This is a genomic window from Bacillus haikouensis (genome assembly GCF_013179555.1).
In the GTDB taxonomy this organism is placed as follows: Bacteria; Bacillota; Bacilli; order Bacillales; family Bacillaceae_B; genus Rossellomorea; species Rossellomorea haikouensis_A.
This window is the reverse complement of record NZ_JABMCR010000028.1, coordinates 1-24,249: the sequence shown is the minus strand read 5'-3', so window position 1 is coordinate 24,249 and position 24,249 is coordinate 1. Positions and strand designations below refer to the sequence as shown.

Genomic DNA, 24,249 nt, shown 5'->3' with positions numbered 1-24,249 from the left:
TCTTGTTTGTGTTTAACTTACTGCCGTTTCCGCCGCTTGACGGGTATCGGATCATCGAAGATCTGTCACCTCCCCATGTACGGGTGAAGCTCAGTCAATATGAGCAATACGGCATCCTGCTGTTTCTGATCCTGGTGATCACACCGCTTGATCAATATACGATCTGGCCGTTCCTGCAGACAGGGATGAATGCAACAGGCCAGGCGTTCAGTGCAATCTTTGGAACGATCTTTTCAATCTTCAGCTAAGCTCTTTTTCGCAAAACTTTGTTGCTTTACAAACTAGAAAATTCCGAAACTTGGGTATTTTCGTTAATTTATTCCAGACTTTGTCTTAGCGCACTTTTCGAAAAGAGCACGTGTAAGCATCTCATTTAGTCACCTTCTTATTGTACGTAAGCCATAATCTTTTAGAAAACAGCCTTAGCTAAAAGGAGTGAAAAACGATGGAAAAGAAAAAGAACATCGGTTTTAATATTATAAAAAGTGATCCGACTGACGGTCACGGAGGCTACGGAGTCGGGTCGCTGAGTCTTGATAACGTTTCTCCGGTCATGATCGATGTCGAAGAAGGGGAAGCGACAATCGAAATTGGCGCGATGCATGCCAGGAGCCCGATTGAAAAAGGAATCAAGTTCACGAATAATCGTGAGGATTCGGCGGGCGGCAAGCCGTACTGGCTGATCTGGGTGACGATCGACCGCATGGAGGACGGCCCTTATTATGCAGGGCTTACGGCTTGCGAATTGGTCGTTAACCGTGGGAAGCGCAGAGGCTACAAGTCGATGCCTGAGCACGTGAATCATATGGATAAGTCGATTAAGCGCTACATTATCGTTGAGCAGATGGACGATAAATCGAAAGGGATCCTCACAGACTTCCTCAAGACCCATGATCAGGGCATGTGGGACCGCTCAAAGCCTGAACTGAAAAAGGCATTGAAAGCAGAATAATCCTTGCGGCAGGATATGAATTACTCTATCAGGTCCCTTCCCTCTAGTGTTAAAACGCTTAGGGAGGGGTCTTTGATATATTTCTTGAGGAAATTTCGACTTTTGTGAACAAAGTGTGACATTTTTTGAAAGTGACTTTCACATCTTGTACTTGTCTTGGAAAAAAAGTACACTTAAAGCACAGTTTGCACATAAACTAGGACATGAAAAACCTCGGGTTCGCACAAGCCCGAGGTTTTTCGTTTTTATAAGATGATAGCGTGTTTCATAAGTAGTAAGTTATGATTATAAGCTCTCCTTATGCCTGATCATAATGAACTTCTACTTTTCTTATCGTGGTCCGGCGGGTACGATGAGGAAAAGGATTGGAAAAAGGAGGCGCTGATATGAAAGAACTGCTTACGTTTCGAATAGCAGAAAAAAAGGATTTGGATCCGATCGTGGAAATGCTTGCGGACGATGTGCTTGGTAAAGGGAGGGAACGGTATACCCATCCGCTCCCGGAAAGTTATGTGCAGGCATTCCATGCGATTGACGAAGATCCGAATAATGAACTGATAGTGGCCTGTCGTGAAACCGAGATCTTAGGCGTCATGCAGATGACGTTCACCCCTTATCTGACGCACCAGGGAAGCTGGAGAGCGACGATTGAAGGGGTAAGGACGTCTGCAGTTGTCCGTGGTCAGGGAGCCGGCACACAGATGATCGAATGGGCAATTAAGCGGGCAAAGGAACGCGGCTGCAGCCTGGTGCAGCTTACGACAGACAAACAGCGTGCAGAGGCCCTGAGGTTCTATCAGAAGCTTGGCTTCAGCGCCACGCACGAAGGAATGAAAATGAAACTTTAACAAGCTGAAGGTCCGTCCCACGCCTCATTAAAGCAGCGGGGGATTGGCCCTTCAAAAGCTTTATGAATCAGAAGATCCAGTCCGTCAGCTTTTTGTACCATGGTTTGCTGTCGTTTTTGGATGGCGTTTTTTCATCCGGTGACTCTTTGTGTTCACCAAGATGCTCTGTGCAATATTCTGTCGGTTCGGTGCCTTTAAGGAAGTAGGTGAATCGTTGAACGGGACAATCCTTCGTGGCGAGTTTGCCATTATGGGGATTGACCGCCACTCCGACGACTCCCTTTGTCGGCTTGAACGCTTTGACGGGTTCGTCCTTCAGGGCCTCCTCCATAAATTCCACCCATATTTTCTTCGCATAAAGCTTATCGTTTATAAGGGAGATTTCTTTTCCTTTGTCGTACCCTGTCCATACTCCGGCTGTCAGCTGCGGGGAAAAGCCGATCATCCAGTTGTCCGTGTTGGTCGTACCGGATTTTCCGGCATAGTGGCGTGTGGCGTCTTTTCGGATCTGGATACCGGTAACGGTCGAGTAATCATTCAGTTTGGGGTCAAATATCCCGCTCAGCATATGCGTCATGACGTAAGCGGTGTCCGGATCTAGGACTTGTTCTTTCTTCATTTCTTTTTCATAAATAACGTTTCCGGACCAGTCTTCCACACGGGTGATGAAGACTGGTTTCACTTTATAGCCGCCGTTGGCGAACATATTGTAGGCGTTCACCATATCGATTACTCTCGCCCCTGAAGTTCCGAGTGCAGAAGAAGGATATTTCTTGACCGGGGTTGTGAGGCCGAATGTTTCTTTGGCCGTTTCAGTCAATGTCTCCTGTCCCATGAACAAGTGGGTCTTGACGGCATAGACGTTGTCGGAAAGCGCAATCGCCTGGGCAAGTGTGATGTCATCATTCGCATATTTATTATTGTAGTTGTGAGGAGCATATTTCTTATTGCCATCAAAGGTGAAAGAAGTGAGCTCGCTCTTCATCGTCGTAGAAGGTGTAAAGCCCTGCCGGAGTGCCGAATAGTACAGAAGCGGCTTGATTGTCGATCCAGGCTGGCGGATGGCTTGAACGGCGCGGTTGAAAGGACTTTCCTCGTAATTCCGCCCGCCCACAAGTGAAGTGACATACCCGGTTGCAGGGTTCATCGAGACGAAGCCGAGCTGAATGTCGGATTCCTCTCCTATCTGCTCGGCAGCCACTTTTTCAGCAATCTCCTGATGCTTCGTATTCAGGGTCGTGTACACCTTAAGTCCGCCCATTTCAATCGTCCGTTCTTCAAGGCCGAGTTCGGTGCGGAGGATATTTTTCACAACATCCTGAAAATAAGGTGCCGTTTCTACGGTTTTATGGGCGTGATGACCGGTGACTTTGATCGGTTTCGCTTTCATGATCTCACTTTCCTCGTTCGTGATGAATCCATCTTCCTCCATTGAATCAAGGATGAGCTCCTGCCGCTTCTTGGCATTCTCCATTGATTCAAGTGGAGAATAGTATGAAGGAGCTTTCGGTACCCCCGCAAGCATGGCTGCTTCCGCGAGGTTCAGCCTGTCTGCGTCCTTCCCGAAATAATATTGACTCGCTGCCTGGATTCCGTAGGCACCGTGCCCGTAATAGATGGTGTTCAGGTAACCTTCGAGGATTTCTTTCTTGGAATAGTTCATTTCGATCCGAAGCGTATAGAGTGCCTCGGAAATCTTACGTTTCCACGTCTTATCATGCGTTAAAAACAGATTGCGGGCGTACTGCTGGGAAATGGTGCTCGCCCCCTGAACCTTGGCCATTGCCTTCAGATCGGCGAGTGCGGCACCTGCAATCCGTTTTACATCAAATCCGTAATGCTGATAAAAATTCTTATCCTCAATCGAAATCGTGGCTTCGAGGAGGGCGGGGGAAATGTGGTCGAGTTCCACCCAGTAGCGTTTCTCCCCGGTATTCGTCTCCCCGATCACCTTGCCGTCTGCCCCGTATAGAAGTGTGGATTGCGGTACGGCAAGCGGCGGAGGTCCTTGAATCTTCGCATACGCCAGAATACCCATCAGTCCTGCGAGAACAAGGACAGAACATAATAGAGACAGTATGACGGCTGCCCTGACGTATTTTTTTGTTTTCTCCATTCTAGAACGAGTGATCAATTCCATCCCTATTCCCGCTTTCATTTTAAAATAGTTTTCTATCAGAATCGCTTCTTTGGACAGTCCCTCTACGGCTTTAAAGCAGTGAGGCACGGACCTTGTACCGGACATCAAGTGTATATAAACAGTATGAAAGGTTTAGGGAGTTTTTAAACGTCGTAGAGATAGAAAAAATTTCACTTGAATTTTTGCTAGATTCCACTATACTTTTTCTCATGTTTGTATTTATCATGATAGGGAAGGATAAAAATGACGTCTTTTGGGGTCGTTATTCAAGAGGCTTTGATTGTTTTAGATAATGGTTGGATTTTCAGGATATGTCAAAAGCTTAGAGTTGATTAAAACCTGGATCCAGCTGTTAATTGGAGTGCAAGGCTAAGACTCCCTCGGAAAAAGTGATTATGACGGATATGAAAAAGAGATAAAGAAGGGAAGTAGAAACAATGAGTGAACTTTGGTACACAGAAAAACAAACCGAAAATTTCGGAATCACGATTAAAATCAAAAAGACTTTACATACAGAGCAAACGGATTTTCAATACCTGGAAATGGCTGAAACAGAAGAATGGGGCAACATGCTGTTCCTTGACGGAATGGTCATGACAAGCCAGAAAGACGAATTCGTCTATCACGAGATGGTTGCTCACGTTCCTTTGTTCACGCACCCGAACCCGGAGAAGGTCTTGGTTGTCGGAGGCGGGGACGGCGGCGTCATCCGCGAAGTGCTGAAGCACCCGAGCGTGAAAAAAGCCGTATTGGTCGATATTGATGGAAAAGTAATCGAGTTCTCTAAGAAATACCTCCCGGAAATTGCGGGCGAGCTTGAAAACGAGCGTGTCGATGTTCAAGTTGGCGACGGTTTCATGCATATCGCGAAAAGTGAAAATGAATATGACGTCATCATGGTCGATTCCACCGAGCCTGTAGGTCCGGCAGTAAACCTGTTCACAAAAGGATTCTATGCAGGAATCTCGAAAGCTCTTAAAGAAGACGGAATCTTTGTCGCTCAATGTGACAATCCTTGGTTCAAAGCAGACCTTATCCGCCAGGTGCAGCGCGATGTAAAGGAAATCTTCCCTGTTACACGTCTGTACACAGCGAATATCCCAACTTATCCAAGCGGAATGTGGGCATTCACAATCGGTTCTAAAAAACACGACCCTATCGAAGTGCCTGAAGAGCGTTTTCACGAAATCGAAACAAAATACTACACACCGGAACTGCACAACGCAGCATTCGTACTTCCTAAATTCGTGAAAGATTTGACGAAATAATAAGTAATAGAATCCCTTATTACTTTATATGTGTGAGGGACAAGTCCCTCACACGTCTAACGGTTTAAACTAGCGAGGGACGATCTGCAGAGATCCTGCCCTCGATATGGAAAGGTTGAATTTGATGCGATTTGATGAAGCTTATTCAGGTAATGTGTTTATTAAGAGCCACCCTTCTTATGAAGAGAGCTCTGTTGTCCTTTACGGGATGCCAATGGATTGGACGGTCAGTTACCGTCCTGGTTCGCGATTCGGCCCTGCCCGCATTCGCGAAGTTTCGATCGGACTCGAGGAATACAGTGCCTATCTTGATCGTGAGCTTGAAGAGGTGAAATTCTTCGATGCCGGTGATATCCCGCTTCCATTCGGGAACCCGCAGCGAAGCATCGATATGATTGAAGACTATATCGATCAGCTTTTAAGTGATGGAAAAATCCCTTTCGGCATGGGCGGTGAGCACCTCGTTTCATGGCCGGTGATGAAAGCCGTGGCGAAGAAGAATCCCGAATTGGCGATCATCCATATGGATGCGCACACCGATCTTCGTGAAGAGTACGAGGGGGAGTCGCTTTCCCACTCGACCCCGATCCGCAAGATCGCAGAGCATATCGGACCTGAGAATGTATTCTCTTTCGGAATCCGTTCCGGTATGAAGGAAGAATTTCAGTGGGCGAAAGAAAACGGCATGCATATCTCGAAATTCGAAGTTCTCGAGCCGCTGAAGGAAATCCTTCCGAAGCTTGAAGGCCGTCCGGTTTACGTAACGATCGACATCGACGTCCTCGACCCTGCCCACGCCCCGGGTACAGGAACCGTGGACTGCGGCGGAATCACGTCCAGGGAACTGCTTGCTTCGATCCATGCGATCGCACACTCCGGCGTGAACGTAGTAGGAGCAGACCTCGTCGAAGTCGCCCCAATCTATGACCCATCCGAACAAACAGCCAACACAGCTAGCAAACTCATCCGTGAAATGCTGCTTGGCTGGGTGAAATAATGTTTGTGAAACAGGATTGCCCATTTGTTGGGTGATCCTATTTCTTTTATCAGACAACATTTGCACAAGGCGAGCCGAATCGGTGGATTTAGAATTTGGTCAAACTTCTCTATATACTCGAAAAAAGAAGATGGGTGAACTTACAAAAGATATAACTAGCTCTTTATATTAGTATTAACCAATTCCAGCTGTTGATTGGAGTGGAAGACGAAGACTCCTGCGGGAGAAGTAGCTGATGTGAGACCCCACAGGGAGGTATGTGTTCCCCACCTATTGTTGGACTCCCCAAACAACAATAGGAGGTGCCCGTGGAAAGCGAAGTCTTCCACGGAAATCAACAGCGGTATCAAACGGCCTATGCCTTTATATCGAGCTAAGCAGCCGGATCACACCTCATTTTCACAAACTTCCAACCCGAAACTCCGCCCCTTTCATTGCATTTTCATCCAAGAGTTCTTATACTTAATTAGTTAGAAGGAAGTCCACCCTGCAAAAGGGATGGAACTGATCCAAGATCGGACCCTAAAACAGAAAAGGATGTGAGTGGTTTGACAGATTTAAACAACGAATCCACGCCTGTCAAAATTCACTTGAAAACGAATATCACGATCGGCGACGACAGCGACTCTTTTGAGTTGGTTTCATTCGGACAATACTATGAAAAAGGGGATGCCTTTTTTCTCAAGTATGATGAGGTTCAAGAGGAAGGAACCATCCATACGATCGTCAAGATTACCGATACACAGGCACTTATCTTAAGAAGCGGTGCTGTGAAGATGAGAATGGTATTTAACGAAAAGGAAGAGATGAACGGCTCCTACGAAAGCGAGCTCGGGACGCTCTTACTTACGACAAAAACGAAAAAACTTTCACATACAAAAAACCTGATGAAGACTGAAGGGGATTTCAACCTGTCATACGAACTGAACATGCAGGGCAGCCCGGTCGGGGATTATGAGATGTCGATCAATTTTAAGGAGGAAGAATAGGCGTATGAATATCGTCGAAAAAGTGCAAGCAAACCTGAAATCTGAAATCAAAGCAGCGGTTCTGAAAGCGAATCTGGCAACGGAGGATCAGATTCCGGACATCATCCTGGAGACACCTAAGGAAAAGACACACGGTGATTATTCCACGAATATGGCAATGCAGCTTGCCCGTGTCGCAAAAAAGGCGCCGCGCATGATCGCGGATGACATCATGGCAAACTTTGACCAATCAAAGGCATCGATTGAAAAAATGGAAATTGCGGGACCCGGGTTCATCAATTTCTTTATGAACAACGACTACTTGACGGATCTGATTCCGATGATTCTCGATCAGGACCACGATTATGGCAGTTCTGATACAGGAAAAGGGGAACGCATCAATGTCGAGTTCGTTTCTGCAAATCCGACCGGCGACCTTCACCTTGGACATGCCCGCGGTGCGGCAGTAGGCGATTCATTGTGCAATGTGCTTGAAAAAGCAGGCTACAACGTAACGCGGGAGTATTACATCAACGATGCCGGAAACCAGATTCACAATCTGGCAAAGTCAGTGGAAGCCCGATACTTCCAAGCGCTCGGGCAAGACACGGCAATGCCTGAAGACGGTTATCATGGTGCCGACATCATTGGAATTGGTAAGAAGCTTGCGGAAGACTTCGGCTCTAAATATGCAGAGGCGAGTGAAGAGGAACGCTATAAGTTTTTCCGTGAGCACGGTTTGAAGGTTGAAATGTCCAAGCTTCAGAATGACTTGGAAATGTTCCGCGTACCGTTCAATGTGTGGTACTCCGAAACGTCTCTGTATGAAAACGGAAAAATCGATGCAGCGCTTGAGAAACTCCGTGAAAATGGTCACGTGTACGAAGAAGACGGCGCGACGTGGTTCCGTTCCACTGAACTCGGGGATGACAAGAACCGGGTGTTGATCAAGAACGACGGGACGTATACGTATCTGACTCCGGATATCTCGTATCATCAGGATAAATTCGAGCGCGGCCATGACGTACTGATTAACATTTGGGGAGCAGACCATCACGGGTATATCCCGCGTATGAAGGCAGCTATTGAAGCGCTGGGCTTTAACCGGAACAATCTTGAAGTCGAAGTGATTCAGCTTGTTCACCTTTATAAAGACGGTGAAAAAATGAAGATGAGCAAACGTACCGGTAAAGCGGTGACGCTGCGTGAACTTGTGGAAGAAGTCGGCCTGGATGCCGTGCGTTACTTCTTTGCGATGAGAAGCGCTGATACACATATGGATTTCGACCTCGACCTAGCGGTGTCCCAGTCCAATGAAAACCCTGTATACTATGCACAATATGCGCATGCGCGTATTTGCAGCATCCTTCGTCAAGCAGAAGAGCAGGGCTTGGCATCTGAGGACCGCATTGACTTGAGACTGATCGGAACGGAAAAAGAAGTTGATCTTCTCAAGAAGCTGGGTGAATTCCCGCAAATGATTGCCGATGCAGCAGAGAAGCGTACACCGCACCGTGTCGCGAATTACATCAATGATCTCGCGTCAGCATTCCATAGCTTCTACAACGCCAACAAGGTACTTGACGACGAAAACCGTGAGCTTACAACAGCACGGCTCGCACTCGTCAAATCCGTGCGGGTAACGCTTCAAAATGCACTTGCCCTGATCGGTGTAGCAGCTCCAGACAAAATGTAATCCGGATTGAAACGTTCGAAGGCCCTCCCGCACTGCATCAAAGCAGTGCGGGAGGGCCTTCTTTATGATATTTTTTTACCATTTAACGTATACTAGTTGTAGAAAGATGGCGGATTAGCTTAGGAGGTTATGAATGAAGACAGTTGTATTGGCCATAGTCACCGGATTTTTAGTAGGGTTCATTTTTGCCCTTTTCAAGCTTCCGATACCGGCTCCCCCTGCTTTGGCGGGAATAGCGGGGATTGTTGGGATTTACTTGGGATTCAAAGCGTTCATGGCGATTCAGCCTTGGATTGAATCGGTTCTTAAATAGCAAGTCTACATAAAGGACCCGTTCCGACTAGAGGAACGGGTCTTTGATTTTCGAGAATTGTCCAGCTCCGGGGCTTAGAGGCACATGTCATAAGTCAAACCGGCCAAGAAGGCAAAGAACGCCTTCATGTCCGGTTCGTCTTATGCCACACGCCTCTGAGCAAAGCCCCTCCGCTTTTCGCATTGTCCAGCTCCGGCGGCTAGAGGCTCGAGACATAAGTCATGCCATCCAAAAAGGCAAAGAGCGCCTTTGTGGCTGCCCTGCCTTATGCTTGTCGCCTCTGGGCAAGCCGCCTCCGCTTTTCGCATTGTCCAGCTCCGGCGGCTAGAGGCTCGAGACATAAGTCATGCCATCCAAAAAGGCAAAGAGCGCCTTTGTGGCTGCCCTGCCTTATGCTTGTCGCCTCTGGGCAAGCCGCCTCCGCTTTTCGCATTGTCCAGCTCCGGCGGCTAGAGGCTCGAGACATAAGTCATGCCATCCAAAAAGGCAAAGAGCGCCCTTTGTGGCTGCCCTGCCTTATGCTTGTCGCCTCTGGGCAAGCCGCCTCCGCTTTTCTATTGTCCAGCTCCGGGGCTTAGAAGCACATGTCATAAGTCAAACCGGCCAAGAAGGCAAAGAACGCCTTCATGTCCGGTTCGTCTTATGCCACACGCCTCTGAGCAAAGCCCCTCCGCTTTTCTTTTCACCACTCCAATATACCGCCGCTGGTGCGTTTGACGCCGCGTATCGAGGAGAGGTCTTCGATCAGCTTCAGCATGGCAAGGTCTTTGTGTTTGGCTTCTATCATGAAATCCACGTCGCGCCCGAATTTCTTTAAGGTTTTAAAAAAAGGCTTCACGAAATCAGGGTCGACATAGTCAGAGTGTGACCTGAATGCTTTCTCCGATTTAGGCGAAGAGATATGGATTTTCGGGACAAGATCGCGCCTATCCCACGTGTTGAATATATCACATAGATAGTCTTCGAGAGGATGTTCACTGAGATTCGCTTCGTGATGGTGGATATCGAGAACCATCGGAATATCTTCTTTCTGGCATGCTGCCAGCGTCTCGCTGACATTATACGTCTTGTCATCATTCTCCAGCGTCATGATTGCTTTGATCTCCGGCGGAATCAATTTCAAATTTGCATGGAACCGTTCGAGCGCAGCTTTCTTATCCCCATAGGTCCCGCCGATGTGAAGATTGATGACCGACTGCTCCTCAACCCCCATGTATTGAAGCATCCGGTAATGATACACCATATCTTTGACGGCATTGCCAGTGACGTCCTGCTTTGGGCTGGTGAATAAAGTAAATTGATTCGGATGGAAGCTCGCACGGATGCCGAACGATTTGATCAGATTCCCGAGCTCTTTCCATTCTTCTTTGAAAGGCGAAAGGAAGTCCCATTCGACATCCGGATGCGTCGCCAATGGGACAATGGAGCTTGAAAGTCTGTACAGCTCGATCTCATGAGCTGCGCAATAAAACAGGATGCGCTTTGTATGGGCAAGATTCATCCGCGTGACTTCAATAAGCCTTTCCATCCTTTCCTGCAAGGGAAGCTCGGTGAATCGCCTGTATGTCATCGTTTTGGAGGGACTAGAATCCCACAGTGCAAGGGAATTTGCCACAAACCCCAGTCGGACTCTCATTTCATACCCCCTTTATAGCAGAATTGTAATCGCCGATGCGACTTTTTCTTTACATCGAGTGAATAAAGAAACGGACTCCAAATCTCTGGCATTCAGCCTGTCCGAATTCTTTATATCTTCATCGATTTCTTTTCTTACTATTTCAATAAAATGTTTATCGTAAATCAAGTTATTCAGCTCCAGGTTTAAAAAAAAGCTTCGCTGATCAAAGTTCGCGGTTCCGATATCACAGGAATGATCATCTATGACTATGACTTTCCCGTGATAGAAGCCGTTCATGAATTGATATACGAAAGCCCCTTTGGCAAGCAACGGTCTGAAATATGGAAAAGCCGCCTCCTTCACGAGCGGATGGTCCGCCTGATTTGGTACGATGATTGTCAGCTTCACGCCCCGGTCGAGTGCATCCAGCAGTTTATCCATAAGATAATTTGTAGGGATGAAGTAAGGTGTACCGATGATGATTGAATCCTTCGCTTCTTCAATGAATTCACCGAAAAATTGTTCGATATTGACTCCTTCGGTTGGGAAAATACGATGTTCCAGACTGCCTTTTCTGGCAGGGGGGAAGTAAAGCTGGTCATTGGTTAGATCCTCCCCGGTCGCGCGGTGCCAGTCGATACAGAATTCTGTTTGAAGATCGGGTACGCCTTCACCTTCAATTTTTAAATGATAATCCCTCCACGGTGAAAGTTCGGGTTTTTCGTGTTCATCGATATATTCCTTTCCTACATTATAGCCTCCAAGATATCCATAGGTCCCGTCGATCACCGTTATTTTCCGGTGATTTCGCTGCTGCGAGCTGAAAAACGGAAAAGGAAACTTGATTCTCTGGCAGTACGCGATTTCCACACCGACACTTCTCAACATATGTACCTTGGACTTGGACACATGGAGGCTCCCGATCTGATCCATCAGCAGCCTGACCTTCACCCCCTCCTTTGCCTTATCCTTTAGAAGGTCCATGAAACGGTTTCCGAGATGGTCATTCTGAACAATGTAAAAAAGGATATGAATAGAAGATTCCGCATTTTTGATATCCGTAAACATTTTCTCGAACAAATCAGCTCCACGGGAAATTAATGTTATATCACTATAACGATTCTCGTAATTTCTTCTTGTACGGGTTCGAATGAATCGGCTTCGACCCAGTTTGAAATCGATTACCATCCAGGCAATCAATAATCCGATGATTAACAGCGTGTAATACAACCACATTCGAATCACTCTCTCCTAGTCAATAGGGTTAGTATGTCCGTTTATTGTTTTTGTGTTGCACCTTTTTTCCTTTTCCCTATAAACAGAAGAATGGAAACCAATTAACGGTACTTTTTTACCGTATAAACGATTCTCGGAAGGAACACGTATTCCGATTTAGAAAACAGCATTAAAAAAAACCGTTGACTGAATGCTCATTCATTATATAATGGAAGTAAGAATATTATTCTGAATATTAATTTGGTTTGAAAAGTTTGAACAAAGGGGAAGTTCATAAACGAACCGAATAAGGGGGAGATTGGAGATGAACGGTTTACTCATTCTCAATTGGCTTGCGTTCATTTTTGTAACCGTTTACGCAGTTGGTCTTTTTGTGTATGTGGTCAAAACGAGAATTGAATATATCAAGCTTGGAAAGAAAGTTGAATTTGATAAACGATTCAAGGAACGCTTCGAAAAAATCATGGTCAACGTATTCGGACAGAAAAAGCTTTTGAAGGATAAGAAAAGTGGAGCGATCCATGTCATGTTCTTCTACGGCTTCATCTTAGTCCAATTCGGGGCAATCGACTTCATCATAAAAGGACTGGCACCGGGGAACCATTTACCGCTTGGGCCATTATATCCAGGCTTCACATTCTTCCAGGAACTTGTCACGCTGATGATCCTGGTTGCGGTAGTATGGGCGTTTCACCGCCGTTATGTAGAAAAACTCGTGCGTTTAAAAAGAGGCTTCAAATCCGGTCTCGTTCTATTATTCATCGGCGGATTGATGCTTTCCGTCCTCGTAGGAAACGGGATGAGTCTGATCTGGCATGGTGAAGAGCTTGCCTGGACAGAACCTGTCGCGTCATTGATTGCAGGGGCTCTTGGAGCGATCGGGGAAACAGCATCCATCGTCATTTTTTACATTGCATGGTGGATTCACTTGATTTTCTTGCTTGCCTTCCTGGTATACGTGCCGCAATCAAAACACGCACATTTGCTCGCAGGACCGGCCAATGTATTCTTCAACCGCTTAGACAACCCGGGAAAACTGAAGCCGATCGACTTTGAAGACGAGTCTGCAGAAAGTTTCGGGGTAGGTAAAATAGAAGAGTTCACTCAGCCTCAGATGATCGATTTCTATGCTTGCGTGGAATGTGGCCGCTGTACCAATATGTGTCCGGCAACCGGCACGGGGAAAATGCTGTCTCCGATGGACCTGATTGTGAAGCTGCGTGATCACTTGACGAATCACGGAGCAGCCGTCACCCAGAAGAAACCATGGGTGCCGACATTCGCTTTCAACGGGACAAAAGGAAATCAGATTGCGATGGCGAGTGCGACACAGGCGGCTGAAGAAGCGGCAGCCGGTGCAGCATACAGCCCATCTTTGATCGGAGATGTCATCACGGAAGAAGAAATCTGGGCGTGTACGACATGCCGGAACTGTGAAGACCAATGTCCGGTCATGAATGAACACGTGGATAAAATCATTGACCTCCGCCGTTATCTTGTATTGACGGAAGGAAAGATGGATGCAGATGCACAGCGTGCAATGCAGAACATCGAGCGTCAGGGGAATCCATGGGGTCTTAACCGCAAAGAGCGTGAAACCTGGCGTGAAGCGAGAGAAGATGTTCATATCCCGACAGTCAAAGAAATGAAAAAAGCCGGAGAAGAATTCGAATTCTTATTCTGGGTCGGATCCATGGGTTCATTCGATAACCGAAGCCAGAAAATCGCTCTTTCTTTTGCCAAGCTGATGAATGAAGCAGGCGTGAAGTTCGCGATTTTAGGAAATAAAGAGAAAAACTCAGGTGATACACCACGACGTTTGGGGAATGAATTTCTGTTCCAGGAGCTGGCTGCGAACAATATCGCCGAATTCGAAAAGCATGAAATCAAGAAAATCGTCACCATCGACCCCCATGCTTATAACATATTTAAAAATGAATACCCTGACTTCGGACTGGAAGCTGAAGTCGTCCACCACACCGAGCTTCTCTATGACCTGGTGAAGGAAGGGCGCCTGAAGCCTCAATACGAAGTGAACGAAACGATCACGTTCCACGATTCCTGTTATCTTGGCCGTTACAACGAAGTGTATGATCCGCCCCGGGAAATCCTTAAATCGATTTCCGGCGTGAAGCTCGTTGAGATGGAACGCAACCGGGAAAACGGAATGTGCTGCGGAGCCGGCGGCGGACTCATGTGGATGGAAGAAGACACCGGCCACCGGGTCAACGTATCCCGAACCGAGCAGGCACTTGCCGTCAGCCCTTCCGTCATAAGTTCCGGCTGCCCTTACTGCCTGACGATGCTTTCTGATGGAACGAAAGCGAAGGAAGTCGAGGAGAACGTTTCAACACTGGACGTAGCTGAGCTGCTTGAGAAAGCAGTATGCGGTGACCGAAAAGATGAGAGTGTAGCATAAACGGGATTTCCATATATTTTAGGTTCAAACATGGAATTGAGGGGGCTGAAATTTAAGCCCCAGTCCCCAGGAGTGAGACAACATAACCACACATTATGGCGTTTCACTCCTATTATTTTTTTGAAATAGTAATTTACAAGAAAAATAAAAACTTTCTAAAAAATCATTACGTTTTACACAATTTTGAAGTACAATGAAGATAGTTGAAAGGGACGGAATCTGTCCCTTCCTCTTTTGGGGTTTGGTCGAGCGAGCGTTCAGTCAAATGGGCGGAACCACTGTGTTTATAGAATTCCACTAGCAAAAAAAAACAAATACCTGATTAACAGGAGTCAACATCATACGATGGATTTTTTTGAAAGCGTATACAAAATTAAAACTTCAATCTGAAAGTTAAAGGAGAGGGATTTACATGGGGAAAACGGTCATTATAGATGGAGCCAGAACTCCTTTCGGAAAATTTGGCGGCGGCTTGAGCAAATTCACAGCGTCTGAACTAGGCGGATTTGCAGTGAAGGAAGCACTGAACAGAGCAGGTATCAGCGGTGAAGATGTCGAGGAAATCATCCTCGGTTCCGTTTTACAAGGCGGTCAGGGGCAGATCCCTTCACGACAGGCATCCCGCCATGCAGGACTCCCTTGGAATGTGAAGACAGAAACGATCAATAAAGTGTGCGCATCCGGAATGAGAAGCGTCACGATGGCGGATCAGATCATTCGTGCAGGGGACGGTGAAGTGATCGTAGCGGGAGGTATGGAATCGATGTCGAACGCGCCATATATTATGCCTAAAGCACGCTGGGGGTTCAAGATGGGCGACTCGAGTGTAAAGGACCTGATGGTTCATGACGGTCTCACCTGCAGCTTCAACAACGTTCACATGGGGACATACGGTAATGCGACAGCGAAGGAATTCGAACTGACAAGGGAAGATCAAGACCGCTGGGCATTAAGAAGCCATGAGCTAGCGGTGAAAGCAGCAGAAGAAGGCAGACTTGGAGAGGAAATCGTGCCGGTTGAAGTGCCGCAGCGCAAAGGCGATCCGGTCGTAGTCGTACGTGACGAAGCCCCGCGCAAGGATACTTCCTATGACGTACTGGCTAAACTGGGTCCGGTTTTCGGTTCGGACGGCACGATCACTGCCGGCAACGCACCTGGGGTCAATGACGGAGCGGCAGCGATGATCTTAATGAGCGAAGAACGCGCAGAGAAAGAAGGTAAAAAACCATTGGCGACAATCCTTGGCCATACAGCGATTGCTGTGGAAGCGAAAGATTTCCCGCAGACACCGGGTCTTGTCATCAATGAACTATTGAAGAAAACAGGCAAATCACTAGAGGAAATCGACCTGTTTGAAATAAACGAAGCATTCGCAGCAGTCGCACTGACTAGCGGGAAGATTGCCGGTCTTGATCCGGAAAAAATCAATGTTAACGGCGGAGCGGTCGCTCTGGGCCACCCGATCGGAGCAAGCGGTGCACGCATCATTCTGACACTTGCATATGAACTGAAACGCCGCGGCGGCGGCATCGGCATTGCGTCGATCTGTTCCGGAGGCGGCCAGGGAGATGCGATTATGATCGAGGTGCCGAAGCAGTAGGTTCGGGGTTGGAATTGGTAGATTGGTAGAGGCTATGGTAAGTGGTGCCTTGCTCGATTTGTCAGTATTGAGCCTGGCGCGGAAAGGGATAATTGAGCAAGGCTTAAATCGGGTCTTCTGAGCAAGACACCAATTTGAACATTAGTCTGTGCCAGGAACAATCAGGGCTCATTGTGCCAGGAACAATCAACGCACTTTGTGCCAGGAACAAATCACGGTCTTTGTGCCTGGCACAAAGCGCCACTCCACAACGCGTACCAAGTACATTTCAACGGTTGTGTACCAGGTACAACTAGCCGCTGATGTACCTGGTACACCAACCAACCAACCAACCAACCAACATAAAACAAGCAATAACCAGTAATTTTTCTAACAAAGGGGAGAGCACAATGAATATAAAAAAAGTCATGGTTATCGGAGCGGGGCAGATGGGTTCCGGCATTGCCCAGGTTTGTGCCCAAGCGGGATTTGACGTATTTTTAAATGATTTGAAAGAAGAGTTCGTTCAGAAAGGGATGGGCGTCATCACGAAGAACCTTGCCCGTTCTGTGGAAAAAGGAAGAATGACTGAAGAAGATAAGGGGGCGGCATTGAACAGGTTGACGGCTTCGACGGATATCAACGATGCGAAAAACGTCGATATCGTAATTGAAGCTGCGGTTGAGAATATGGAGATCAAGAAGAAAATCTTCGCTCAGCTGGATGAAATCGCGCCTGAACACGCGATTCTCGCTTCCAATACGTCTTCACTTCCGATTACGGAGATTGCAGCCGCTACAAAGCGTCCGAAACAGGTGATCGGAATGCATTTCATGAACCCTGTACCGGTGATGAAGCTTGTTGAAATCATTCGCGGGCTTGCGACAACAGATGAAGTGTATCAAACGATTGAGGATATGACGAAATCGTTGAGCAAGGTGCCGGTCGAGGTGGAAGACTTCCCTGGATTTGTATCGAACCGGATTCTGATGCCGATGATCAACGAAGCGGTCTACACACTGTATGAAGGGGTGGCAGGCAAAGAAGCGATCGATGAAGTGATGAAGCTCGGGATGAACCATCCGATGGGACCGCTTCAGCTTGCGGATTTCATTGGTCTGGACACATGCCTGTACATCATGGAAACACTGCACGAAGGATTCGGAGACGATAAATACCGCCCATGTCCGCTGCTTAGAAAATATGTGAAAGCAGGCTGGCTCGGACGCAAGACGGGAAGAGGATTCTATTCGTACGAATAAATTGCCTGGAATGATACGATCCGAAACACACCATAATGCATACGAACAGCCGGGAGGGAGACAATCATGAATTTACGATTTACGGAAGAACAGCAGATGATGCGCAAGATGGTAAGGGATTTTGCTGAAACAGAGATACAGCCTTTTGTGGAAAAAATGGAAGAGGGGCATTTTCCGCGTGAGATTTTAAATAAGATGGCAGAACTGGGCTTGATGGGCATTACGACGCCTGAGAAATACGGCGGGTCGGAAATGGATTTCACCTCATACATCATTGCCATTCACGAGCTGTCGAAAGTAAGCGCAACCATCGGGGTGATCCTGTCTGTTCACACATCGGTGGGGACCAATCCGATTCTTTATTTCGGAAATGAAGAACAGAAGCAGAAGTATCTCCCGAAGCTTGCATCCGGCGAATATTTAGGGGCTTTCTGTTTGACGGAACCGAGCGCCGGGTCGGACGCAAAGAGCTTGAAGTCGAAAGCGGAAAAGCGCGGCGGCCGCTATGTACTGAATGGTTCGAAGGTGTTCATCACAAATGGGGGCGAAGCGGATACATATATCGTGTTCGCTGTGACCGATCCAACCAAGGGAAGCCGGGGTGTTTCGGCGTTCATCGTCGAGAAAGGCACACCGGGCTTGATCATCGGGAAGGACGAACACAAAATGGGTCTTCACGGTTCAAGAACGGTTCAGCTCACATTTGAAGACATGACGGTACCGGAAGAAAACCTGCTCGGACAGGAAGGGGAAGGCTTTAAGATCGCCATGGCGAACCTGGATGTAGGACGTATCGGGATCGCTGCCCAGGCACTTGGAATCGCTGAAGGGGCGTTCGGTCACGCAGCAGCGTATGCAAAAGAGCGCGTTCAGTTCGGTAAGCCGATTTCTGCTCAGCAGGGCATCGGGTTCAAACTCGCTGATATGGCGACAGCCGTTGAAGGCTCGAAACTATTGGTGTATAGGGCTGCCGACCTGCGTTCTAAAGGAATCTCCTGCGGAAAGGAAGCCTCCATGGCCAAACTTTTTGCATCCAAAACAGCGGTTGAAGCGACAACCGAAGCGATCCAGGTCTACGGAGGCTATGGCTATACGAAAGAATATCCAGTTGAGCGCTTGTTCCGAGATGCCAAAGTGACCGAGATCTATGAAGGTACAAGCGAGATTCAGAGAATGGTGATTGGGAAGAACCTGCTGGTTTAGAAAATTAACAGTCAAAAAGAGTGTCGCTGTGTTTAGCTGAAAAAATACTGTTAAAAAATAGATTCCAACAAAGACGGGAGAAGAGATCATGAATTTTAAGTTATCTGAAGAACATGAAATGATTCGTAAGATGGTGCGCGATTTTGCACGCAACGAGGTTGCACCGACTGCTGCGGAGCGCGATGAGGAAGAGCGATTCGATATGGACATTTTCCATAAGATGGCGGAACTCGGACTGACGGGTATCCCTTGGCCGGAAGAATACGGCGGAATCGGAAGTGACTATCTTGCCTACTGTATCGCGGTTGAAGAGCTATCAAGAGTGTGTGCGTCAACAGGGGTGACACTTTCTGCCCACACTTCATTAGCAGGCTGGCCAGTATACAAATTCGGTACGGAAGAACAGAAGCAGAAGTATCTTCGCCCGATGGCGCAGGGGGAAAAAATCGGCGCTTACGGATTGACTGAGCCGGGTTCAGGTTCAGATGCAGGCGGCATGAAGACAATTGCACGCTTAGAAGGCGACCACTACGTGTTGAACGGCTCAAAGATCTTCATTACCAACGGCGGCATCGCAGATACGTATATTGTATTTGCATTGACTGATCCGTCTTCACGCCAGCGCGGAACCAGTGCATTCATCGTCGAGAAGGATTTCGAAGGTTTTTCTGTCGGTAAAAAAGAGAAGAAGCTCGGGATTCGTTCATCTCCAACGACGGAAATCGTGTTCGAAGAGTGCAGGGTGCCGAAAGAAAATCTTCTCGGTAAAGAAGGAGAAGGTTTTAAAATCGCGATGATGACCCTTGACGGCGGCCGTAACGGTATCGCTGCCCAGGCGGTGGGAATCGCGCAGGGAGCGCTTGATGCGTCCGTCGATTATGCGAAAGAGCGTGAGCAATTCGGTAAGCCGATCGCTGCGAATCAGGGAATTTCTTTTAAAATCGCAGACATGGCGACATCGATCGAAGCCTCGCGTCTATTAACCTATCAAGCGGCGTGGCTGGAGTCGGAAGGCCTTCCATATGGAAAAGAATCAGCGATGTCGAAGCTGATGGCAGGGGATACGGCGATGAAAGTGACGACAGAAGCGGTCCAAATCTTCGGCGGCTACGGCTACACGAAGGATTATCCGGTTGAGCGCTATATGCGTGACGCGAAGATTACTCAGATCTATGAAGGCACGCAGGAAATCCAGCGTTTGGTTATTTCCCGTATGGTGACGAAATAAAGATAGATAGGAACGTCAATCTGCGAAACGGGCATTTTTAATACGGGATGTTACCACATATAATCCGTCCGCTTCATTGGGGGATGAAGCAGGCGGAAAGTAAGAAGGATCAATGGGAGAATGAGATAAAGGCGGTCGGTTATATTGGATAAAAAAAGAGAAGTGCATGCGTCTGTTAAGGATGAACGTTTAGTGGAAAAGCGGCGTGATCAGATGATAAGGGGAGCCGTCTCTCTATTTAAACAGAAGGGATTTCATCGCACCACGACGAGAGAGATTGCCAAGGCCGCCGGATTCAGCATCGGAACGCTTTATGAGTATATACGGACAAAGGAAGATGTATTGTATTTGGTCTGTGACAGCATTTATGAGCAGGTTCGATTGGAGCTTGAGGAACTGGATATTGATCAAGGCACGATAGAGAGCTTGAAGCTCGGCATCGCCCACTACTTTCAGGTGATGGACCGCATGCAGGATGAAGTACTAGTCATGTATCAAGAAGCGAAATCACTGTCGAAGGATGCGCTTCCTTACGTTCTGAGGAAAGAGCTTGAAATGGTGGCGATGGTCGAGAAATTGATCGTCCGCTGCGTCGAGACAGGCGAGCTTGAGCTTAGTGAAAATCAGATTCATATGCTCGCGCAAAATGTATTCGTCCAGGGGCAGATGTGGGGATTCCGCCGCTGGGCATTGCAGAAGAGATATTCATTGCAGGAATACATCGACCTTCAAATCGAACTGCTTTTTGCAGGTGTCATAGGCTTTGAAAAACAAAGGAGAACAGGGGGAGTAATATGAGCACGGTTGAAGTTTACAAACCAAAGCACCATGTCCGTTTTGTCACGGCATCGAGCCTTTTCGACGGACATGATGCATCGATCAACATAATGAGACGGATTATTCAGGCAAGCGGATCAGAGGTTATTCACTTAGGTCATAACCGCTCCGTGGAAGAAGTGGTGAATGCTGCGATCCAGGAGGACGTACAGGGGATTGCGATTTCCTCCTATCAAGGCGGACACGTTGAATATTTTAAGTACATGTATGATTTGCTAAAAGAAAAAGGGGCTTCCCACATCCGCATTTACGGAGGCGGCGGCGGGGTCATCATCCCGCGCGAAATCAAGGAGCTTCATGAATACGGGATCGCCCGGATCTTTTCACCTGAAGACGGCCGCCAGCACGGCCTTCAGGGGATGATCAACAAGATGATTGAAGAGTGTGACTTTCCGACGATTGAAGGAAGCGTCAATTCGGAAGTGGATAAGCTTTCGGCTGGAGATGTGAATGCCGTTTCGAAGCTGATCTCACTGGCTGAGTACCAGGTCGGGGCGAATAAAGAAGTCGCGGCTGCTGCTCAAACCGTTTTCTCGGAAATTAAAAATCTTGTGAAAAAGGTGCCTGTACTGGGGATTACAGGAACAGGCGGTGCAGGGAAAAGTTCTCTGACGGACGAATTAATCCGCCGATTCATCAATGAGCTTCCGGAGAAGAAGATTGCGATTCTATCAATCGACCCTACAAAGCAGAAGACGGGCGGGGCGCTGCTTGGTGACCGTATCCGCATGAATGCAATTTTCAATCCGCGCGTTTATATGAGAAGCCTTGCGACGCGTGGATCTAAGACAGAGCTTTCGTTAGCGATCAAAGATGCAATCAATGTGGTAAAAGCAGCCGGCTATGATCTCGTTGTCATTGAAACGAGCGGCATCGGGCAGGGTGATGCAGAAATCGCTGAAATTTGTGACATGTCGATGTACGTCATGACAAGTGAATTCGGAGCACCATCACAACTTGAGAAGATCGACATGATCGACTTTGCCGACTTGATTGTCATCAACAAGTTCGAGCGAAAAGGCTCTGAGGATGCCCGTCGACAGGTACAGAAGCAATATCAGCGCAGTCATATGCTGTTTGATAAAGACCTTGATGAAATGCCGGTTTATGGAACGATTGCAAGCCAGTTCAACGATCCCGGCACGAACGCTTTATTTGCCGCGGTAGTTGAAAAAGTGAATGAAAAGATGGAGCTTGATTGGAGAACGAGCTTTACGAAAACGGCAGATGTTGAAAAACAGAACGTGATCATTCCAAACAGCCGCCGCTATTATTTGCGCGAAATTGCGGATACTGTCCGTAACTATCATAAGAAAGCCGAAGAGCAAATGAAGCTTGCACGCCGTCTGTTCCAATTGGAAGGTGCTATGGAAGCCCTTCGTGAAAAAGAACAGAATGACGAGGTTCTGACGTCTCTTGCTACCTTGAAAGAAGAGGTGGAGAACAAGCTGACTGCTGAATCCAAAGGGATTTTAGGGAAATGGGAGAACTTGAAGGAAACGTACAGCAAAGATCAATTTGTCACGAAGATCCGTGACAAGGAAATCGTGACCGAGCTGAAGACGAAGAGCCTGTCAGGTCTCGACATTCCCAAGGTATCCCTTCCTAAGTACAAGGATTATGGTGAAATTCTGAAATGGGTGTACAAAGAAAATGTACCCGGCTCGTTCCCATATACCGCAGGCGTGTTTCCTTTTAAACGTAAAGGAGAAGATCCGAAGCGGCAGTTTGCGGGCGAGGGAACGCCGGAGCGTACGAACCGACGCTTTCATTACCTGTCGAAGGATGATGATGCAAAACGCCTGAGTACGGCATTTGACTCGGTGACATTATATGGGGAAGATCCGGATTACCGCCCGGACATCTACGGGAAAGTCGGGGAAAGCGGGGTCAGCATCTGTACGCTTGATGATATGAAGAAACTGTATGCGGGCTTTGATCTTTGTGCTCCGTCAACGTCTGTTTCGATGACGATTAATGGACCGGCACCGATCATTCTGGCGATGTTCATGAATACGGCGGTCGATCAGCAGATCCGTGCAAAGGAAGAAGAACTCGGCCGTGTGCTGACGGTGGAAGAATACGTGGACGTGAAGGAAAAGACGCTTCAGGTCGTACGCGGTACCGTTCAGGCAGATATTTTAAAAGAAGATCAAGGTCAGAACACATGCATCTTCTCAACTGAATTCGCTCTCCGTATGATGGGTGATATCCAGCAGTACTTCATCGATCATAAGGTGAGAAACTACTATTCTGTTTCGATTTCAGGCTACCACATCGCAGAAGCGGGAGCGAACCCGATTTCACAGCTTGCGTTCACGCTCGCAAATGGATTCACATATGTAGAGTATTATTTGAGCCGGGGAATGGACATCAATAAGTTTGCGCCAAATCTTTCATTCTTCTTCTCGAACGGTCTGGATCCGGAGTATACGGTGATCGGCCGCGTTGCCCGCCGCATTTGGTCAACGGTCATGCGCGACAAGTACGGAGCGGATGAACGCAGTCAGAAGCTGAAATATCACATTCAGACGTCCGGCCGCTCGCTGCATGCACAGGAAATTGATTTCAATGATATCCGGACGACACTTCAGGCGTTGATGGCACTTCAGGATAACTGTAACTCGCTCCACACGAATGCTTATGACGAAGCGATTACGACACCGACGGAAGAATCAGTCCGCCGTGCGATGGCGATCCAGATGATCATCACGAAAGAACACGGTCTATCAAAAAATGAAAATCCGCTCCAAGGATCTTTCATTGCAGAAGAATTGACCGATTTAGTAGAAGAAATGGTTCTGACCGAGTTCGACCGCCTGAATGACCGAGGAGGCGTGCTTGGCTCGATGGAAACACAGTATCAGCGCGGCAAGATCCAGGAAGAGTCGATGTACTATGAAATGAAGAAGCATAACGGCGACCTTCCGATAGTAGGGGTGAACACGTACCTGAACCCGAACCCTCCTTCTGAAGAAGAGATGGACAGTATGGAACTTGCACGTGCGACGAAGGAAGAGAAAGAGACACAAATTACAAATCTTCGCGGCTTCCAGGGCCGCAACGAAACTGAAGCGGAAGAAGCCCTGGGTCGATTGAAGAAAGCGGCCGTCGACGGAGGCAATATTTTCGAAGAGCTGATGGAAACCGTTAAAGTGGCAAGCTTAGGTCAAATCACTCGCGCTCTATACGAAGTCGGTGGACAATACCGCCGGAATATGTAAGATAAGAAGAAACCAGACTGCTGTTGCCAGACAACAGCAGTCTTTTTATAAACGGACGGATTGCGGATGCAAGGCGTGCCCCGGCATTGAAGGAAGTGAAGCCATCCCAACTCATAGTAAAGCCCTGACACCCTTCCCTCACCAGACGGATGAATTTTTCGCTTTTAGCATGATTAAACTTTAGAAAATCGGTCCATGCTTAATATACAGAAAAGTACAATTCTTTACGTTGTGGTAATAGATGCGGGATTGTTTTTACTATATAATGGGTATTGGAAGATTACACTAGAGATCGATAGATACTGGATGTGACATTGTGAAGACATTATTGCGTTATGCACTTATTGCGGCAGGTATTTATGTGGCTGCTCTACTGTACCATTTTCAGCTCGGGGCTATACCGTTCTTTCTGCTTTCCTTCTATCTTTTTTATGAAGCGTATAAGGTGATCCGAAACGGAG

Annotated in this window: 17 protein-coding genes and 1 pseudogene; 15 read left to right on the top strand and 3 right to left on the bottom strand. The window is 47.6% G+C overall.

Annotated elements, in window-relative coordinates; genetic code table 11:
• The 3 genes and pseudogenes from HP456_RS04805 to HP456_RS04795 form a co-directional block, all read left to right on the top strand.
• A pseudogene (locus tag HP456_RS04805) lies at positions 1-248 on the top strand (site-2 protease family protein); the annotation flags it as partial.
• Between the two features lie 197 nt (positions 249-445).
• Positions 446-952: a YwhD family protein gene (locus HP456_RS04800; RefSeq protein ID WP_172248872.1), complete on the top strand. Its 507-nt coding sequence runs from the start codon at positions 446-448 to the stop codon at positions 950-952.
• Between the two features lie 386 nt (positions 953-1,338).
• Complete coding sequence (locus HP456_RS04795) at positions 1,339-1,800, top strand: GNAT family N-acetyltransferase (RefSeq protein ID WP_172248871.1); 462 nt, start codon at positions 1,339-1,341, stop codon at positions 1,798-1,800.
• Between the two features lie 67 nt (positions 1,801-1,867).
• Here the strand turns inward: HP456_RS04795 and HP456_RS04790 are convergent, their stop codons facing one another.
• Positions 1,868-3,940 carry a transglycosylase domain-containing protein gene (locus HP456_RS04790; protein ID WP_172248870.1) on the bottom strand — a complete coding sequence of 691 codons (2,073 nt, stop codon included), beginning with the start codon at positions 3,938-3,940 and terminating at the stop codon, positions 1,868-1,870.
• Positions 3,941-4,377: 437 nt separating this feature from the next.
• Here HP456_RS04790 and speE point away from each other — a divergent pair, with 437 nt between their 5' ends.
• The 5 genes from speE to HP456_RS04765 all read left to right on the top strand — a co-directional run bounded on the left by speE (position 4,378) and on the right by HP456_RS04765 (position 9,182).
• Positions 4,378-5,208, top strand: coding sequence for a spermidine synthase (gene speE, locus HP456_RS04785; RefSeq protein WP_172248869.1), 831 nt, complete (start codon positions 4,378-4,380; stop codon positions 5,206-5,208).
• A 124-nt stretch (positions 5,209-5,332) separates the two neighbouring features.
• Positions 5,333-6,205 carry an agmatinase gene (speB, locus tag HP456_RS04780; protein ID WP_172248868.1) on the top strand — a complete coding sequence of 291 codons (873 nt, stop codon included), beginning with the start codon at positions 5,333-5,335 and terminating at the stop codon, positions 6,203-6,205.
• A gap of 539 nt (positions 6,206-6,744) precedes the next feature.
• Positions 6,745-7,194 carry a YwiB family protein gene (locus HP456_RS04775; protein WP_172248867.1) on the top strand — a complete coding sequence of 150 codons (450 nt, stop codon included), beginning with the start codon at positions 6,745-6,747 and terminating at the stop codon, positions 7,192-7,194.
• A 4-nt stretch (positions 7,195-7,198) separates the two neighbouring features.
• Positions 7,199-8,869, top strand: coding sequence for an arginine--tRNA ligase (argS, locus tag HP456_RS04770; protein ID WP_172248866.1), 1,671 nt, complete (start codon positions 7,199-7,201; stop codon positions 8,867-8,869).
• Between the two features lie 133 nt (positions 8,870-9,002).
• Positions 9,003-9,182, top strand: a complete 180-nt coding sequence (locus HP456_RS04765) for a XapX domain-containing protein (protein ID WP_061810862.1) — start codon at positions 9,003-9,005, stop codon at positions 9,180-9,182.
• 682 nt (positions 9,183-9,864) lie between these two features.
• On the opposite strand, the gene uvsE is transcribed toward HP456_RS04765, so the two are convergent.
• The gene (gene uvsE, locus HP456_RS04760) at positions 9,865-10,818 is read right to left on the bottom strand and encodes a UV DNA damage repair endonuclease UvsE (RefSeq protein ID WP_172248865.1); all 954 of its coding nucleotides are present in this window, start codon (positions 10,816-10,818) and stop codon (positions 9,865-9,867) included.
• A 12-nt stretch (positions 10,819-10,830) separates the two neighbouring features.
• A complete protein-coding gene (cls, locus tag HP456_RS04755; protein WP_172248864.1) occupies positions 10,831-12,036 on the bottom strand; it encodes a cardiolipin synthase in 1,206 nt (401 codons plus the stop codon).
• 304 nt (positions 12,037-12,340) lie between these two features.
• Here cls and HP456_RS04750 point away from each other — a divergent pair, with 304 nt between their 5' ends.
• From HP456_RS04750 to icmF, 7 genes are all read left to right on the top strand, one after another.
• Positions 12,341-14,455, top strand: coding sequence for a 4Fe-4S dicluster domain-containing protein (locus HP456_RS04750; RefSeq protein ID WP_172248863.1), 2,115 nt, complete (start codon positions 12,341-12,343; stop codon positions 14,453-14,455).
• 412 nt (positions 14,456-14,867) lie between these two features.
• Complete coding sequence (gene mmgA, locus HP456_RS04745) at positions 14,868-16,055, top strand: acetyl-CoA C-acetyltransferase (protein WP_172248862.1); 1,188 nt, start codon at positions 14,868-14,870, stop codon at positions 16,053-16,055.
• Positions 16,056-16,444: 389 nt separating this feature from the next.
• Complete coding sequence (locus HP456_RS04740) at positions 16,445-17,296, top strand: 3-hydroxybutyryl-CoA dehydrogenase (RefSeq protein ID WP_172248861.1); 852 nt, start codon at positions 16,445-16,447, stop codon at positions 17,294-17,296.
• 66 nt (positions 17,297-17,362) lie between these two features.
• Positions 17,363-18,499 (top strand): acyl-CoA dehydrogenase, encoded by a 1,137-nt coding sequence (locus HP456_RS04735; RefSeq protein ID WP_172248860.1) that lies wholly within the window; start codon positions 17,363-17,365, stop codon positions 18,497-18,499.
• 88 nt (positions 18,500-18,587) lie between these two features.
• Complete coding sequence (locus tag HP456_RS04730; protein ID WP_172248859.1) at positions 18,588-19,727, top strand: acyl-CoA dehydrogenase; 1,140 nt, start codon at positions 18,588-18,590, stop codon at positions 19,725-19,727.
• A gap of 144 nt (positions 19,728-19,871) precedes the next feature.
• A complete protein-coding gene (locus HP456_RS04725; RefSeq protein ID WP_246288744.1) occupies positions 19,872-20,525 on the top strand; it encodes a TetR/AcrR family transcriptional regulator in 654 nt (217 codons plus the stop codon).
• Positions 20,522-23,788: a fused isobutyryl-CoA mutase/GTPase IcmF gene (gene icmF / locus HP456_RS04720; protein ID WP_172248858.1), complete on the top strand. Its 3,267-nt coding sequence runs from the start codon at positions 20,522-20,524 to the stop codon at positions 23,786-23,788. The genes HP456_RS04725 and icmF overlap by 4 nt, the downstream gene beginning before the upstream one ends.
• Positions 23,789-24,249: the final 461 nt, after the last annotated feature.